Here is a 15,052-nt window from a genome sequence, read left to right on the forward strand (position 1 = left end):
TTGATATGAACTTCCTTCAAAATCACTCGCGCCGGTTTGGGCTACCGCTACTGCTTAGTAGCCTGCTGCTAGCCACACCGGCCTGCCAGCTCGATTTACCCAATCCCAACGCCGCCACTGATGAACAAACGCTGGGCACCCGGGAAGGTATTTTTGCCCTAAGCGTAGGGCTGCGCCAATTATACTCTACCACCGCGCTGGAGCCCATCATCCTGACAACGGGCACCACCAGCCGGGAAGTGAAAGGCGTAACCACTTTCGCTAACATCATTGAGCTGGAACAGGGTGGGGTGCAGCTTTCCCCTAACAACGGCAACACATCCGCACTGTTTGCCCGTCCCTACCGCGTAGTAGCCATTGCCGACCAGCTCATCAGCGCCGCCCCCGGCGTGCTGGCCGCCGATGCTGGTGCCCGGAGTGGTGTGCTGGCTCATGCTTACCTATTCAAGGCAGCTGCCCTCGGTGCCGTAGCCCTCGGCTTCGAACAAGGGCCTCTGGACGCCGGTGCAGGCACTCCTGGCTTTGTGCCCCGCCAGCAGTTGCTTACTGAGGCGATACGCCTCCTGGACCAAGCCGCTCAAGAATTGTCGGCCACGGCTCCCTCCACCGAGTTTACTACGCAGGTATTGGGTACTGCTTTTAACCTGCCCAATACGGTGCAGGCATATCGGGCACGCTTCAACCTATTAGCCGGTAATTATGCTGCGGCTATTACGGCCGCCAACCTCGTAAACCTCACCGTTGCGTCTACCTTCACGTACTCAGCCCAGAACCCCAACCCGGTGTATCAAACAGCGGTGCTGGCCGGGGCCAACTTCCGGCCACGCGACCGATTTGGCCTCCCGGCAAGCCTGGTAGAAGCCGGTGACGGCCGCCTGGCTTTTTACCTCACTGGCCCGGTGGTTGTCGATAACAACAACGGCAGCTCCGACAACTTACGGACGTTGGGAGGCTTTTTCACGTCCCAAACCAGCGCTATACCGGCTTATCTGCCCGATGAAATGCGCCTGATTCGGGCGGAGGCTAATTTGCGGTCTGCTACTCCAAATGTAGCCGCAGCCCTCACCGATATTAATGCAGTGCGCACGCAAACTACCGGCGACCCATTTGGGGTGTATGCCGCTTTACCAGCTTATTCCGGTCCGCAAACCGTAGATGCGTTGCTGCTGGAAGTCTACAAGCAACGCAGCGCTGAACTATTTCTCAGTGGCCTGCGCCTGGAAGACAACCGCCGTTTCGGCCGCCCTGCTCCACCTACTACGCTTACAGAACGCACTCGTAACTTCTACCCCTACCCACAGCAGGAACGTGTCAATAATCCCAACGTGCCCGCTGACCCTGCCATTTAGCTTCTGCTACTGAATAGGTGCTTCAACAGGTTGCCTCTCACCAGAGCCTGTTACAATATAAAAAGCCCTTTCTGCTGCTTGCAGGAAGGGCTTTTTCTGGTTCACTTGGATGTCCGCAAAGGCACTACCCGAAACGCCTGAATCTGCCGCGACGCCGAGTCGGGAAACGTCACGTCGAGCTGTACGTGGGGGCCGGGGCTCAGACTATCGGTGCGGTACTGGAAGGCCACGAAGGGCTGCACCGTATCATCCTCGCGCAGGCGGTATCCCAGCTTGTACAAGTCGATAACCGGGCCGTAGAGGCGGGCCTGCTCGATGATGGGCTGGGTGGCCGCCCGAAAAGCCGGTAGCGGCAGCTGCTGCCGGGCCGTGGGGCTCAGGTGCTGATACGCCGCATCCCAGTTACCGGCCAGTACCGCCAGCAGAAACTGCCGCGCTACCTGCACCTGCGAGTTAGCTACCTGCTGGCGGGGAGTTGCGGGTGCACACAGGCTCAGGATCAAGCCAAGGCTCAAAAGTGCTACTCGCCGCAGTTGTACCACCATCACTTCTGCCTTTTATAACTACTGAACCAAAATGCGCCGGGTATACTGCCAGCCGGGGCTGATTAACCGCAGCAAGTACGTACCTGCGGGTATGTGTTGCGTACTGAACCTGGCCCGACCTTGCTGCCAGAGCAGGGGCTGAATTGCTACGGTACGGCCCATCACATCCAGCAGCTGAGTGGTCACTGGTGCTTGGCTCAGTTGGCCCGGCAACACTACTGTTACGTCTGCGTGGCCCTCAACCGGATTGGGGTAGACGCTTGGCTCCTCTTGCAAGCCAGCACGCATGCTGGTAATACTGCTGGTAACACGCAACGACAGTGCCCGGGAGTTATTGGCCTTGCTCGACTCCACCACCAGATTACGGGGGTCAATCATAATAACCAGATAGTATGCCCCAGGCGGCGTACTGGCCGGAACGGTTAGTACTGGCATCGAAAACACAGTGCCGGAAGCAGTACCACCCGTACCGCCCGTACCACTTATGCCAGCATGTAAAGAAGTGCCCAGCAACACATCGGTGCTGGCGGAGAATACGGTATCTGTTGATAGATAGTACCCTATCTCAAAAGGGCCCGTACCGGCCGGACCGTAGTTTTGCAGAAAGGAGAATACACCCGTGCTGCCCCCGGCTGGCAACGTGCTGAACGACAACGACGGGCGCCACAACCCCATATCTGGTAACGACACGGCACCAGTTCGCACCGTGACCGGAAAGCTCACCACATTGTTCGTCTCATCCGATTCCTGCTCGGCGTTCAACGGGTCAGCCACTAATACTAAATAATAACTACCTGCTGGCACTTGCGGGATGCGCACCGTAGCCGAGCAGGTGCCTGATTGACCGGGGAATAGCAACGACTGGCATGTACTATTGAGGTAGGTATCGGTAGCGTCCCATACCGCATCTTTGGAAAAGTAGTAGCCAATACAATTGAACTGGGCGCCATTCGTACCCTGGTTCTTAATGTCCGCTGACACCCACTCCGTACCGCCGGCCGTAACGGTAGCTGGTATTGTAAAGGGCGGTACAATCACCAAATCAGGACGATTCATGGTCTGAGCTTGCCCTGATAACCAGGTCATCACCACAACGAGCAATAGAAGGAAACGTGTAGTCATACGCATCAGTGGATATAAGGTATTTTCGTTGGTAAAGTGCTGTTGTTTTACTCTTTCTCCTGCGGCACCAGCACAAATACGTCCTCGCCGGGGCGCTTCATGATGTACTTCTCGCGGGCAAACTTCTCCAACAGCTCCGGGCTGCTCAGTAGTTCGGCCCGCTCCTTCTTCACCTTGTCAATCTCGCGCAGGTAGTATTCCTTGTCCGTGTTCAGCTCCTGGTACTTGGCATACATGTCGTACTGCTTCACGAAGTCGTTGGCGTCAAACAGGAACATCCACGTCAGAAACGCCAGCCCGGCCAGAAAGTAAAAGCTACGTAGGAAACGGGGTACTCGCTCGAAGATGTCCGAAGCTTGCATAAACAAGGTGGCTTACTGGTGAGGCGGCTACTGTAACCGGCCTCAGCAAATATCCGCTATTCTCGGCATACCTGCTTGTTGCCTGCCGCCACCGCCCACAAAAAAAACGGCACCGCCGCCCCTGGGGCAACGGTGCCGTTTTTTGTGGGCGGCGCGGGATATCCACGCTACCCGGTCAACTACATTTTGCGGCCGGGGAAGTAGGCCACCTCGCCCAGTTCCTCCTCAATGCGGAGCAGCTGGTTGTACTTGGCCATCCGGTCGGAGCGCGAAGCCGAACCGGTTTTGATCTGGCCCGTGTTCAGGGCCACGGCCAGGTCGGCAATGGTGTTGTCCTCCGTCTCGCCCGAGCGGTGGCTCATGATGCTCTTGTAGCCGTTGCGGCGGCCCAGGTTAATAGCATCAATGGTTTCCGAAAGTGTGCCAATCTGGTTTACTTTGATGAGGATGGCGTTGGCAATCTGCTCATCAATACCGCGCTGCAGGCGGTTTACGTTGGTCACGAACAGGTCGTCGCCTACCAGTTGGGTGGTCGAGCCGATGCTGTCAGTCAGGTTTTTCCAGCCGGTCCAGTCGTCCTCGTCCATGCCATCTTCAATGCTGATGATGGGGTACTTCTTGGTCCAGTCGGTCCAGTAGCTCACCATTTCCGAAGAAGTCAGCTTGTCGCCGGTGCTCTTCTTGAAGTGGTAGTGCGAGCCGTCGTAGAACTCCGAAGCGGCAGCATCCATGGCAATCATCACGTCGTCGCCGGGCTTGTAGCCAGCCGCCTCAATGGCCTGCAGCACCACTTTAATAGCGTCTTCGTTGCTCTTGATGTTGGGGGCAAAACCACCTTCATCGCCCACGTTGGTGCTCATGCCCTGCTTTTTGAGCACGTTTTTCAGGTGGTGGAAGATTTCGGTACCCCAACGCAGCGCCTCTGAGAAAGAAGGAGCGCCTACCGGCATAATCATGAACTCCTGAAAGTCGATGCTGTTATCGGCGTGCGAGCCGCCGTTCAGGATGTTCATCATGGGTACGGGCAGCGTGGTGGCGTTTACGCCGCCCACGTAGCGGTACAGCGGCATGCCAGCCTCGGCGGCGGCGGCGCGGGCAATGGCCAACGAAGCCCCCAGAATGGCGTTGGCGCCCAGGTTTGCCTTGTTAGGCGTGCCATCCAGCTCCAGCATGATTTTGTCGAGCAGGCCCTGCTCGAATACCGAGAAGCCCACCAGCTCTTCGGCAATTTTGCTGTTCACGTTTTCCACGGCTTTCAGCACGCCTTTGCCCATGTACTTGGACTTGTCGTCGTCGCGCAGCTCCACGGCCTCGTGCTTGCCCGTGCTGGCTCCAGAGGGAACGGCGGCGCGGCCCACGGTGCCACTTTCGGTCGTTACATCTACCTCAACCGTCGGGTTGCCGCGCGAATCGAAGATCTGACGAGCGTGGATTTCGGTGATAATGCTCATGGGGAAATGGGTTTGTGAAACAGAATGCAGTTTTGCGTAATGGCTCCCACGCCATTAGGCTGCAAGGTAAATAGTATCACCGACCTTTCACTCCCAGAATTTGGTCCCAGCCCGAAAGCCGGTTGTAGGTTTCCTGCAGCTCCGGGTAATACGCCAGCCACGGCCGCTGCCCGGGCTTCACCAGCGTCAGGCGCTCCACCCGATAGCGCTGCTCCAGCAGAAACAGATGCAGGGCCACCTCTTCGTGCAGGCAGTATTCGCTCTCCAGCCGCATACGGGTAAACCCGCCGGCCGATTCGTACACGCAAACGCGGGCATACAGGTGGGGCTGGGCAGCCTTGCTGGGGTGCGTGTACAGGTCGAGTTCAATAACCACTCTTTCCATAAACTGTTGACAATAAGAAGCCCGCCACCTGTCAGCAGGCGGATTGTGAGAAATAAGAAACTGAAGGAAAACTCCTACCCTTCCAGCCACCGCCGGAATTCCGGGGTCTGGGCCGCACTGGTCATCAGGGTGGTATCGGTGTTGCGCAGCTTCACCACCAGCCGGTTGTTGAAGTAAGATTCAACCCTTTCGATAAAGGCAATATTGACCAGCTCCGAGCGGTTCATCCGGCCAAAGCGGGCGGGGTCCAGCTGCCGCTCCAGCTCCGTAAGGCTGCCATTGAGTGGAAACCGGGTACCGGCGGCATCCACGGCAAACGCCACCCCCTCGTCGGCCTGCACATACGCCACGTCCTCCACTTGCAGCACGTACAGCCCGTTGCGCATCCGCACCGAAAAGCGCTGCTTGTACTGGGGGTGCGCATTGTGGCGCAATGCCTGACTCAGCTCCCGCACCACGTCGGGGCTCAGCACCGGGGCCGAGGCAGCAGGTTCAGCTGGCGCAAAGCTGGCCCGTAGCACGTGGTACTTCTCCAGCGCCGCCCGAAACTGTTCGTAATCGAAAGGCTTGAGCAAATAGGCAATGCCGTTGCCCCGGAAAGCGGCCAGCAGAAACTGGTCGTAGGCCGTGGTAAAAATGATGGGACAGGTAACCCGAAACCGCTCGTAGAGCGAAAACACGTTACCATCCAGCAGCTCAATATCCGACAGAATCAGGTCGGGCATGGGGTTTTGCTGCAGCCACAGCATAGCCTTTTCCACGCTGCGTAGCACGGGCGTCTGCTCCCCGGCCAATCCGGCCTGCGTCAGAAACTGCTGCACCTGCCGGGCGGCCAGTTCTTCATCTTCCAGAATCAGAATACGCATATAGTTTCCGCTGATGAAGTTCTGTGCATTACGCCGCCGACCACGCCCGTGACTGGGGTAGCACCGGAACCGTTACCGCAAACTGGTTCGCGGAATTGACCACTACAATATCCCGCTCAAACAGCAGCCGATACCGCTCCCGCAGGTTGGCCAGCCCTGTACCCGTTGATTCCACCGGTGTCAGCTTTGGCCGGCGTGCGTGCCGGACTCCCAGGCTGGTGGCGGTAGCATTTATGGTAATGCACAGCGAAAAGTCTTCGTTGCCGGCATTGTGCTTGATGGCGTTTTCAAGTAGTAGCTGTAGTGTACCGGGCACCACCATCAGGTTTTCCCACTCAATACTCGGTTCCAGTTCTTGCCGGAACAAGTAGGCATTACCAAAGCGGTGCCGCAGCAGGTATATGTATTCCTCCGCAAACCGCAACTCCTCAGCCACGCTCACAATATCCTCGTCCTTATGTCGAATCAGAAACCGGTACAAAGCGGCAAACCGGTTTAGATACTCATTCGCTTCTTCCGGACTCTGCTGAATCAGGCCCCGTAGCACGTTCAGGTTATTGAACAGGAAGTGCGGGTCAATCTGCGCTTTGAGGTTGCGCAGCTCGCTTTCCGCCTGGGCCTTTTGCACCAGTAGTAGCCGCTTCTGCATCTCAAAATACCGCTTCATGGTGATGAAGATGGCCAGCAGTGCGTAGCTCATAGCATGCCGAATGGTTACCCCAATCAGCCAGCCCCCTACGGTAACGGGCAGCCGCTGCCCCAGCGTGAAGTAGTAACCGTAGCCATACAGCAAGATGCTCCCCGCTATAAACAGCACCAGCAAGAGTAGTGCCTGTCGCCCTTGGTGCCCCGATAAGGCTTTGGGCAGAATCAGAAACACCAGTACATACACGGCCGTTGAGTCCAGCACAATGTTGTACGCCATGCCAGCTACTGCCCGAAGCCATCCAAACTCGTGCACGTAGCTGCTCATCACGAAAGGCGTGGCCAGTAGCCAGTACATGGCAACGGCAAACCAGTCGGAGCGAGAAGGTCGCGGGAGATGCATCATGCTAAAACGGCTTCCAGAGAACGAATACAACTTGACAAAACAAGGCAGAAACCCGTGAATGGCTTCTCTTCTGCGGCTACTGAAGTTTATAAGTGTATCACTTCACAAAGCAAGCCGCCAGCCCTTATGGCGCCAATACGACACCTCTTAATTGCGTTAAAAATCCCACGAAATGGGGTAAATCAGCCTCGAATTCTATTTATCTGCTACCACTTAACTTATCGTCTGCTCCGTGCACAGCACAAAAAAAGGGCGTTCCTGATTGCAGGAACGCCCTTTCAATTTCAGCCCTAGGGCTGGATAATACTACTCAGCAGCTTTCTCCTCGCGGGTTTCGCCGTCTTTCAGCGTTTCAGTAGCCGTGTCCTCGGGGGCCGAAACCTCCGTGGTAGCAGCCTTCGCCTTCTTAGCGGGCTTAGCTTCAGCAACTACTTCAGCCGACATTTCGCCTTCCGAAGCTTTCTTGCTGCCGCCACGACGCGAACGACGGGTAGTGGTAGCTTTAGCTTCGCCAGCGTTTTTGGCTTCCAGCAGTGTTTCGTTGAAGTCAACCAGTTCGATGATGCACAGCTCGGCGTTGTCACCCAGACGGTTCTGGCTCAGCTTGATGATGCGGGTGTAACCACCGGGACGGCCAGCTACTTTGGCGGCTACCGTACCGAACAGTTCCTTCAGTACTTCTTTGTTACCGATTTCCGAGAACACCAGACGACGCGAGTGCGTGGTGTCGTTCTTCGATTTGGTGAGCAGGGGCTCCACAAACTTGCGCAGGGCTTTAGCCTTAGCCACTGTGGTAGTGATGCGCTTGTGCAGGATCAGCGACGAAGCCATGTTCGAGAGCATGGCGTTGCGGTGCGAGGTCGTCCGACCTAGGTGGTTGATTTTGTTACCGTGACGCATAAAAGTGAAGAAGTGTGGGCTTGCGAGCAACGACCACGGCGGAAAACAGGCAGCCACTGGCTGGCTATTCTCACATTAGAACCGCTGCCCCTTGGGGCCCACTGGGTTGAAAGTGTGAATGGGGTGCAAAGGTAGGAAAACCTAAGGCAAAAAAAATGTGCTGAAGTGAAAATGTGTACAAGACACATCCTTCACTATCAGCACATTTCCCGAAGATAGGCTTCTATTCTTCGTCGAGCTTGTAGCGGCTCAGGTCCATCCCGAAGGTCAGGCCTTTTTCCTCTACCAGATTTTCCAGCTCGGTCAGCGACTTCTTACCGAAGTTGCGGAACTTCATCATGTCGGCCATGTCCAGCTGTACCAGGTCGCCGAGGGTTTTGATGTCGGCGGCTTTGAGGCAATTGTAGGCGCGTACGCTCAGATCCATATCGGCCAGCGGCGTCTTCAGCACCTTGCGCATGTGCAGAGTTTCCTCGTCCACGGTTTCCTCTTCCTCGGCTTTCACCGTTTCGAAGGTCATGGTGCTATCCGAGAACAGCATGAAGTGCTGGATCAGGATGTTGGCGGCACCTTTCAGCGCGTCCTCCGGGTGGATCGAACCATCGGTGTGAATCTCGATAACGAGCTTCTCATAGTCGGTCTTCTGCTCCACGCGGGTGTTCTCGATGCTGTACTTCACGTTCTTGATGGGCGTGAAGATGGCATCAATGGCAATCTGACCGAAAACCTGGTCAGCGGGCTTGTTCTCCTCAGCGGGAACGTAGCCACGGCCTTTCTGAATCGTGAATTCAAATTCCAGCTCAGTGCTGGGGTCCACGTTGCAGATAACCAGCTCCGGGTTTAGCACCTGGAAACCGGTCGTAAACTTGTTGATGTCACCAGCCGAGAAGGTGTCCTGGCCCTTAACGCGCACCGTAATTTTGTCTTCGATGGCGTCGCTCACTTTCTTGAAGCGAACCTGTTTCAGGTTCAGGATGATTTCGGACATGTCCTCAATCACACCTTCAATGGTCATGAACTCGTGCAGCACGCTGTTGGTGCGAACCGACGTGATGGCATAGCCCTCCAGCGACGACAGCAGGATGCGGCGCAGAGCGTTGCCGATCGTGACGCCGTAGCCTTTCTCCAGCGGTTTGAATTCAAATGTTCCGTAGAAGTCGTCGGATTTCTCCATCACTACCTTCTCCGGCATTTGAAAAGCTAAGATTGACATAAGTGGGGCGTTTGAAGTAGTGAATAGCAGACCGTAAGAATGGGGCCAATGTAGCCTAATTTCTTACCGCCTGCTACCCATTTCCAGATATAACAAGGAAAAAAGTCGAAGCAGAGAAACGGCCCGGACTGCCGGGCCGTTCCACTGATTACTTCGAGTACAGCTCGACGATGAGCTGCTCCGTGATTTTCTCGGGGATGAGGTCACGGGCGGGGGCGCTGATGAACTTGCCCACCATTTCTTTGCCGTCCCACTCCAGCCACGAGAAAGCACGCGCGTTGCGGGCGCTCAGGCTCGTGGTGATGGCTTCCAGCGACTTCGACTTTTCACGAACGGCAACTACGTCACCAGCGCGGAGTTTGTACGAAGCAATGTTTACGATTTCACCGTTTACGGTGATGTGCTTGTGCAGAACGAGCTGACGAGCGGCACGACGCGTAGGAGCAATGCCCAAGCGGTATACCGTGTTGTCAAGGCGCGACTCGAGCAGACCCAGCAGGTTGTCACCGGTGATGCCGGGCATCGTGGCAGCCTTGTGGAACAGGTTCTCGAATTGCTTCTCCAGTACGCCGTACATGTACTTCACTTTCTGCTTTTCCATCAGCTGGACAGCGTACTCGCTTTGCTTCTTACGACGGCCACGGCCGTGCTGGCCGGGGGGGTATGCTTTCTTGGTGAGTGCCTTGCTCGGGCCGAAAATCGGCTCATTGAAGCGACGGGCAATCTTGGTTTTAGGACCAGTATAACGTGCCATTTCGGAGTTGTTGAGTGTTGAAGGGGTTGAACCGTTCGAACCGGACGGAAACAGGCTTCGCAAGGGTGAGAAGCAGCTGCAGCAACCGGCTCAGGAAGTCCGCCAGGCGAACAGGTTCAATAAATCAAACGCGACGACGTTTGGGAGGACGGCAGCCATTGTGGGGCAGCGGCGTCACGTCCTTGATGGTCGTTACCTCAATACCCACGTTACCCAGCGTACGGATAGCCGATTCACGACCAGCACCCGGACCTTTCACGAATACTTCGGCTTTGCGCATGCCCAGGTCGTGAGCAACTTTGCCGCAATCCGTCATAGCCATTTGAGCGGCGTAGGGCGTGTTCTTCTTAGAACCACGGAAACCCATTTTACCAGCCGAAGCCCAGGAAATTACCTGGCCATTGTTGTTGGTAATGGAGATGATGATGTTGTTGAACGAGGCCTTGATGTGTACCTGACCTACGGGTTCTACAACGACAACGCGCTTCTTGGCTTTGTCTTTTCTTTTTTGTGCCATTTGGTTATCGCAAAAAACTGCGGAAGGTGTTGAAGCCCGCCTCTAACACGAGAAGCTGGGCTTCGATTCCCGCTACAGATTATTTAGTAGCCTTTTTCTTGCCAGCAACGGTCTTCCGCTTGCCCTTGCGGGTACGGGAGTTGTTCTTGGTACGCTGACCACGAACTGGCAGACCTTTGCGGTGACGCAGACCCCGGTAGCAACCGATGTCCATCAGGCGCTTGATGTTCAACTGCACTTCTGAGCGCAGAACACCTTCGGTCTTATACTCGGCGGCAATCACGCCGCGGATTTCGCCAGCTTCCGCTTCAGTCCAGTCTTTCACCTTTTTGTTCAGGTCAACGCCTGCTTTGGTGAGGATCTGCTGAGCAGAAGGACGGCCAATGCCGAAGATGTAGGTCAGCGCGATTTCGCCGCGCTTGTTGTCTGGGATATCTACCCCTGCAATACGAGCCATGTGCTTTCTTAAAAAGGTCTGGTGCTACTAGCCCTGACGCTGCTTATAGCGCGGGTTCTTCTTGTTGATTACGTAGAGCTTGCCTTTGCGGCGGATGATTTTGCAATCAACGCTACGCTTCTTTACTGACGCTTTGACTTTCATGTCGTCGGGTTATTTGTAACGGTACACAATTCGTCCCTTCGACAAATCGTAGGGCGACATTTCGAGTTTTACCTTATCTCCCGGCAGAATCTTGATATAGTGCATCCGCATCTTACCCGAGATGTGGGCAATCAGCTGGTGACCATTCTCCAGCTCCACGCGGAACATGGCGTTGGATAAGGCTTCCAGGATAACACCGTCCTGCTCAATGGAAGTTTGTTTGGCCATAAGGCTACTGTAAGGCTTTTTCTATGTATTCGAAGGAGGTAAGTATTTCCGCCTTGTCTTTCCGCACCACTACGGTGTGCTCAAAGTGGGCCGAGGGTTTGAAGTCTTTGGTGCGAATGGTCCATCCATCCTTTTCTTGCACCACGCTTTTCGTCCCCAGATTCACCATCGGTTCGATGGCCAACACCAAGCCCGTTTGCAGCTTTAGTCCCGAACCTCGTTTACCGTAGTTCGGCACATCAGGCCGCTCGTGTAGCTTTTTGCCAATGCCATGGCCGACCAGTTCCCGTACCACGCCATACCCTAGTTTTTCAACGTGGCTCTGGATGGCGTAGCTTACGTCGCCCATTCGGTTACCCGCCACTGCCTGTTCAATGCCCAGATACAGCGACTTTTTGGTTTCCTCCAGCAACTGCTTCACTTCCGGAGCCACCTCCCCTACCGGGTAAGTATAGGCGCTGTCCGCGTGGTAGCCGTTGAGTTGAACTCCGCAGTCAATTGAGACAACATCTCCGCTTTTCAGCGTGTAGTCGCCCGGAAAGCCGTGCACCACCACCGAGTTAGGGGAAATGCACAGACTGTACTCAAATCCATTGTACCCTTTGAATGAGGGTGAGCCTCCGTTATCCCGGATAAACTCCTCGGCTCGCTTGTCAAGCTCACGCGTGGTAATTCCTTCCCGGATGAGTTTGGCTACTTCACCGTGGGCCTGAGCCAGCACTTTCGCGCTGGCTCGCATGTGTTCTATTTCTTCCTCAGTCTTGTAAAAAATCATCTTACGAAGCGAGGGCAATGTTTTGGGAACGGCCCCGCACTTTGCCAGTCTTCATCATGCCATCGTAATGACGCATGAGCAGGTAGCTCTTTACTTGGTTCATGGTATCCAGCACTACACCCACCATGATGATTAGGGAAGTACCACCGTAGAACTGTGCGAAAGGACGGGTTACTCCGGCCACGGTAGCCAGTGAAGGCAGAATAGCAATTACTGCCAAAGCTACTGCACCGGGGAGGGTAATGCGGGTGAGAACTTCATCAATGTACTCCGAAGTATCACGGCCAGGCTTCACACCCGGAATGAAACCACCACTGCGCTTCAGGTCATCCGCAATCTGGTTGGGGTTGACGCTGATGGCCGTGTAGAAGTACGTGAAGATGATGATCAGTAAGCCGAACACCACATTATACACCCAGTGGTTCGGTTGGAACCACGTGCCAATCAGGCCTGCCGTTTCACTATCCTTGTTCCAGGCTGAAGCTGCAATAGCCGGCACAAACATCAATGACTGCGCGAAGATGATGGGCATTACCCCAGCAGCATTCACTTTCATCGGGATGTACTGGCGTTGCGAGCTGAGGCTGGCAGCACCGCCAATTTGCTTGGCGTACTGCACCGGAATCTGGCGAACGGCCTGAGTCAGGATGATAACTGCCATTACCACTACGAACAGAAGCACCAGCTCAATCAAGAAGATTAGGGCACCGTTCATACCGCGGGCCTGACCTTCACCAATAATGGCACCAGGCAGGCGCGATACAATCCCGATCATAATGATCATGGAAATGCCATTGCCAACACCTTTATCAGTAATCTTCTCCCCCAGCCACATGCAGAACAGCGTACCCGCCGTTACAATCATGGCCGTAGAAACCGTGAAGAAAACACCCGGATTGATGATAGCCTCCGCGTTAATTGTGGCAATGAAGCCTACTGACTGCAGCGCTACAATCGGAATAGTGAGGATACGCGTGTACTGGTTGATCTTTTTACGTCCCGATTCGCCTTCCTTCTGGAGTTTCTGGAAGTAAGGCACGGCAATCGTGAGCAGTTGCAACACGATGGACGCCGAGATGTAAGGCATGATGCCCAGCGCGAAAATCGACGCGTGGCTGAACGCACCACCGAGCAGGGTATCCAAGATACCCAGCACACCAGTAGCACCGCCCTGCTTTAGCCGAGTCGGATCGACGCCGGGGAGCACCACGTAAGAACCCAGCCGGTAGATGGCAATGAAAAAAAGCGTATTGAAGATCCGCATACGCAGATCTTCAATCGCAAAAATGTTCTTAATCGTGGTGATGAACTTGTTCATTGCCAGTCAGGCTTACAGCGTAACAGCTTTGCCACCGGCTTTCTCAATGGCTTCAACAGCCGACTTCGAGAAAGCGTGAGCATGTACTTCCAGAGCTTTGGTGATTTCACCGCGGCCCAGAACTTTGATTTTAGCGTTCTTCGAAGCCAGACCAGCCGTTACGAAGAAGTTGGCGTCCAGGGTAGTGGTGCCGTTCTCCGTCAGAGCAGCCAGCACGTCGAGGTTGACGGCTTTGTACTCTACACGGTTGATGTTCTTGAAGCCAAACTTCGGTACGCGGCGCTGCAGGGGCATCTGGCCACCTTCAAAGCCCGACTTCTTGGAGTAACCCGAGCGGGACTTGGCACCTTTATGACCGCGCGTCGAGGTGCCGCCACGGCCGGAACCCGTACCGCGGCCAATGCGCTTTTCGTTGCGCGTGGCGCCAGCGGCGGGCTGGAGATTGCTGAGATTCATTTTCGGGAGATTCCTAGAGTTCGGTTACTTCCAACAGGTGCTTCACGGCGTCAATCATGCCAGCAACCTGGGGCGTGTTCTCCACGCTCTTGGTGCTGTTAAGTTTGCCGAGGCCCAGGGCCTTCACAGTGCGCTTCTGACGCTCAGGGCGGTCAATAACGCTTTTCACGAGTTTAATTTGGATCTGCGCCATCTGCTCTTAGCCGTTAAAAACTTGGGAGAGAGAAATGCCGCGAGCCTGTGCAATTTGCATGGGGTCACGCATCTTCAGCAGGGCGTCGAAGGTAGCCTTTACCACGTTGTGGGGGTTCGACGAGCCTTTCGACTTAGCCAGTACGTCTTTGATACCAGCGCTTTCAAACACAGCACGCATGGCACCACCAGCAATTACACCGGTACCGGCAGCAGCCGGCTGAACCAGTACGTAACCGCCCGAGAACTTGCCTTCCATGATGTGCGGAACCGTGTGCTTGTACAGCGGCACTTTCACCAGGTTTTTCTTGGCGTCGTCAATGCCTTTGGCAATGGCGTCGGTTACTTCGTTGGCTTTGCCCAGGCCGTAGCCTACGGTGCCGTTGCCGTCACCAACAACTACGATAGCCGAGAAGCTGAAGCGACGACCGCCTTTTACTACTTTAGCTACGCGGTTGATGGCAACCACTTTCTCTTTCAGGTCGGAATCACCAGTGCGCGACTCCTCTTTACGGTCGTTGCCGCCGCGACGGTCGTTGCCACCACCCCGACGGTCGTTACCGCCACGGTCATTGCCACCACCACGGTTGCCGTTGTTAAATTCTGCCATGATGAGTTAGAAATTGAGGCCGCCTTCGCGGGCTCCTTCTGCCAATGATTTTACGCGGCCGTGGTAGAGGTAACCGGAACGGTCAAATACCACTTTCGAAATTCCTTTTGCCTGAGCACGGGAGGCAATTTCTTTGCCTACTGCGGCGGCGAGGGCTACTCCGTTGCCCCCTTCCACCGAAACGTGCTTCGAGGAAGCAGACGCCAGCGTGTGACCCGTCGTGTCATCGATGATCTGAGCATAAATGCCCGTGTTGCTACGAAAGACCGACAGACGCGGGCGCTCGGACGTGCCAGCGACCTTAGTGCGGATGATGCGCTGGATCCGTTTTCTTCTAGTTGCTTTATCGAAAGCCAT

General features: G+C 55.3%; 21 protein-coding genes. 1 reads left to right on the forward strand and 20 read right to left on the reverse strand.

The genetic code is table 11. The features are described 5' to 3' along the window. Positions 1-5 precede the first annotated feature (5 nt). Positions 6-1,349, forward strand: a complete 1,344-nt coding sequence (locus LF252_RS13770; protein ID WP_226270170.1) for a RagB/SusD family nutrient uptake outer membrane protein — start codon at positions 6-8, stop codon at positions 1,347-1,349. Positions 1,350-1,450: 101 nt separating this feature from the next. Here the strand turns inward: LF252_RS13770 and LF252_RS13775 are convergent, their stop codons facing one another. From LF252_RS13775 to rplR, 20 genes are all read right to left on the reverse strand, one after another. After that, positions 1,451-1,864 (reverse strand): hypothetical protein, encoded by a 414-nt coding sequence (locus tag LF252_RS13775; RefSeq protein WP_226270171.1) that lies wholly within the window; start codon positions 1,862-1,864, stop codon positions 1,451-1,453. A 48-nt stretch (positions 1,865-1,912) separates the two neighbouring features. Beyond that, the gene (locus LF252_RS13780; RefSeq protein ID WP_226270172.1) at positions 1,913-2,950 is read right to left on the reverse strand and encodes a CARDB domain-containing protein; all 1,038 of its coding nucleotides are present in this window, start codon (positions 2,948-2,950) and stop codon (positions 1,913-1,915) included. A gap of 113 nt (positions 2,951-3,063) precedes the next feature. Further along, positions 3,064-3,378, reverse strand: coding sequence for an FtsB family cell division protein (locus LF252_RS13785; RefSeq protein WP_226270173.1), 315 nt, complete (start codon positions 3,376-3,378; stop codon positions 3,064-3,066). Positions 3,379-3,557: 179 nt separating this feature from the next. Next, positions 3,558-4,829: a phosphopyruvate hydratase gene (eno, locus tag LF252_RS13790; RefSeq protein ID WP_226270174.1), complete on the reverse strand. Its 1,272-nt coding sequence runs from the start codon at positions 4,827-4,829 to the stop codon at positions 3,558-3,560. A 76-nt stretch (positions 4,830-4,905) separates the two neighbouring features. Further along, positions 4,906-5,214: a hypothetical protein gene (locus tag LF252_RS13795; RefSeq protein WP_226270175.1), complete on the reverse strand. Its 309-nt coding sequence runs from the start codon at positions 5,212-5,214 to the stop codon at positions 4,906-4,908. A 74-nt stretch (positions 5,215-5,288) separates the two neighbouring features. Then, positions 5,289-6,080, reverse strand: coding sequence for a LytR/AlgR family response regulator transcription factor (locus LF252_RS13800; protein WP_226270176.1), 792 nt, complete (start codon positions 6,078-6,080; stop codon positions 5,289-5,291). 28 nt (positions 6,081-6,108) lie between these two features. Further along, positions 6,109-7,131, reverse strand: coding sequence for a sensor histidine kinase (locus LF252_RS13805; RefSeq protein WP_226270177.1), 1,023 nt, complete (start codon positions 7,129-7,131; stop codon positions 6,109-6,111). A 306-nt stretch (positions 7,132-7,437) separates the two neighbouring features. Beyond that, entirely contained in the window at positions 7,438-8,031 is a 594-nt protein-coding gene (rplQ, locus tag LF252_RS13810) for a 50S ribosomal protein L17 (protein ID WP_226270178.1), read from the reverse strand. Between the two features lie 223 nt (positions 8,032-8,254). Further along, positions 8,255-9,244 carry a DNA-directed RNA polymerase subunit alpha gene (locus tag LF252_RS13815; protein WP_125427659.1) on the reverse strand — a complete coding sequence of 330 codons (990 nt, stop codon included), beginning with the start codon at positions 9,242-9,244 and terminating at the stop codon, positions 8,255-8,257. A 148-nt stretch (positions 9,245-9,392) separates the two neighbouring features. Then, positions 9,393-9,998 carry a 30S ribosomal protein S4 gene (rpsD, locus tag LF252_RS13820; RefSeq protein WP_226270179.1) on the reverse strand — a complete coding sequence of 202 codons (606 nt, stop codon included), beginning with the start codon at positions 9,996-9,998 and terminating at the stop codon, positions 9,393-9,395. 124 nt (positions 9,999-10,122) lie between these two features. After that, entirely contained in the window at positions 10,123-10,515 is a 393-nt protein-coding gene (gene rpsK / locus LF252_RS13825) for a 30S ribosomal protein S11 (protein WP_044003231.1), read from the reverse strand. A 79-nt stretch (positions 10,516-10,594) separates the two neighbouring features. After that, positions 10,595-10,972, reverse strand: a complete 378-nt coding sequence (gene rpsM / locus LF252_RS13830; protein ID WP_045688471.1) for a 30S ribosomal protein S13 — start codon at positions 10,970-10,972, stop codon at positions 10,595-10,597. A 27-nt stretch (positions 10,973-10,999) separates the two neighbouring features. After that, entirely contained in the window at positions 11,000-11,116 is a 117-nt protein-coding gene (gene rpmJ / locus LF252_RS13835; protein ID WP_045688470.1) for a 50S ribosomal protein L36, read from the reverse strand. 9 nt (positions 11,117-11,125) lie between these two features. Then, positions 11,126-11,344 (reverse strand): translation initiation factor IF-1, encoded by a 219-nt coding sequence (gene infA, locus LF252_RS13840; protein WP_022822146.1) that lies wholly within the window; start codon positions 11,342-11,344, stop codon positions 11,126-11,128. 4 nt (positions 11,345-11,348) lie between these two features. Then, the gene (gene map / locus LF252_RS13845) at positions 11,349-12,119 is read right to left on the reverse strand and encodes a type I methionyl aminopeptidase (protein ID WP_226270180.1); all 771 of its coding nucleotides are present in this window, start codon (positions 12,117-12,119) and stop codon (positions 11,349-11,351) included. 1 nt (position 12,120) lies between these two features. Next, positions 12,121-13,437: a preprotein translocase subunit SecY gene (gene secY, locus LF252_RS13850; protein WP_226270181.1), complete on the reverse strand. Its 1,317-nt coding sequence runs from the start codon at positions 13,435-13,437 to the stop codon at positions 12,121-12,123. Positions 13,438-13,449: 12 nt separating this feature from the next. Then, positions 13,450-13,893 (reverse strand): 50S ribosomal protein L15, encoded by a 444-nt coding sequence (gene rplO / locus LF252_RS13855; protein ID WP_226270182.1) that lies wholly within the window; start codon positions 13,891-13,893, stop codon positions 13,450-13,452. A 13-nt stretch (positions 13,894-13,906) separates the two neighbouring features. Further along, on the reverse strand, positions 13,907-14,086 hold the full coding sequence (gene rpmD / locus LF252_RS13860; protein ID WP_226270183.1) for a 50S ribosomal protein L30: 180 nt from the start codon (positions 14,084-14,086) through the stop codon (positions 13,907-13,909). 6 nt (positions 14,087-14,092) lie between these two features. Next, positions 14,093-14,695: a 30S ribosomal protein S5 gene (rpsE, locus tag LF252_RS13865; protein ID WP_226270184.1), complete on the reverse strand. Its 603-nt coding sequence runs from the start codon at positions 14,693-14,695 to the stop codon at positions 14,093-14,095. A gap of 6 nt (positions 14,696-14,701) precedes the next feature. Next, positions 14,702-15,052 carry a 50S ribosomal protein L18 gene (gene rplR / locus LF252_RS13870; protein WP_226270185.1) on the reverse strand — a complete coding sequence of 117 codons (351 nt, stop codon included), beginning with the start codon at positions 15,050-15,052 and terminating at the stop codon, positions 14,702-14,704.

Origin of the sequence: Hymenobacter pini, from assembly GCF_020421205.1 — a bacterium.
Lineage (GTDB): Bacteria > Bacteroidota > Bacteroidia > Cytophagales > Hymenobacteraceae > Hymenobacter > Hymenobacter pini.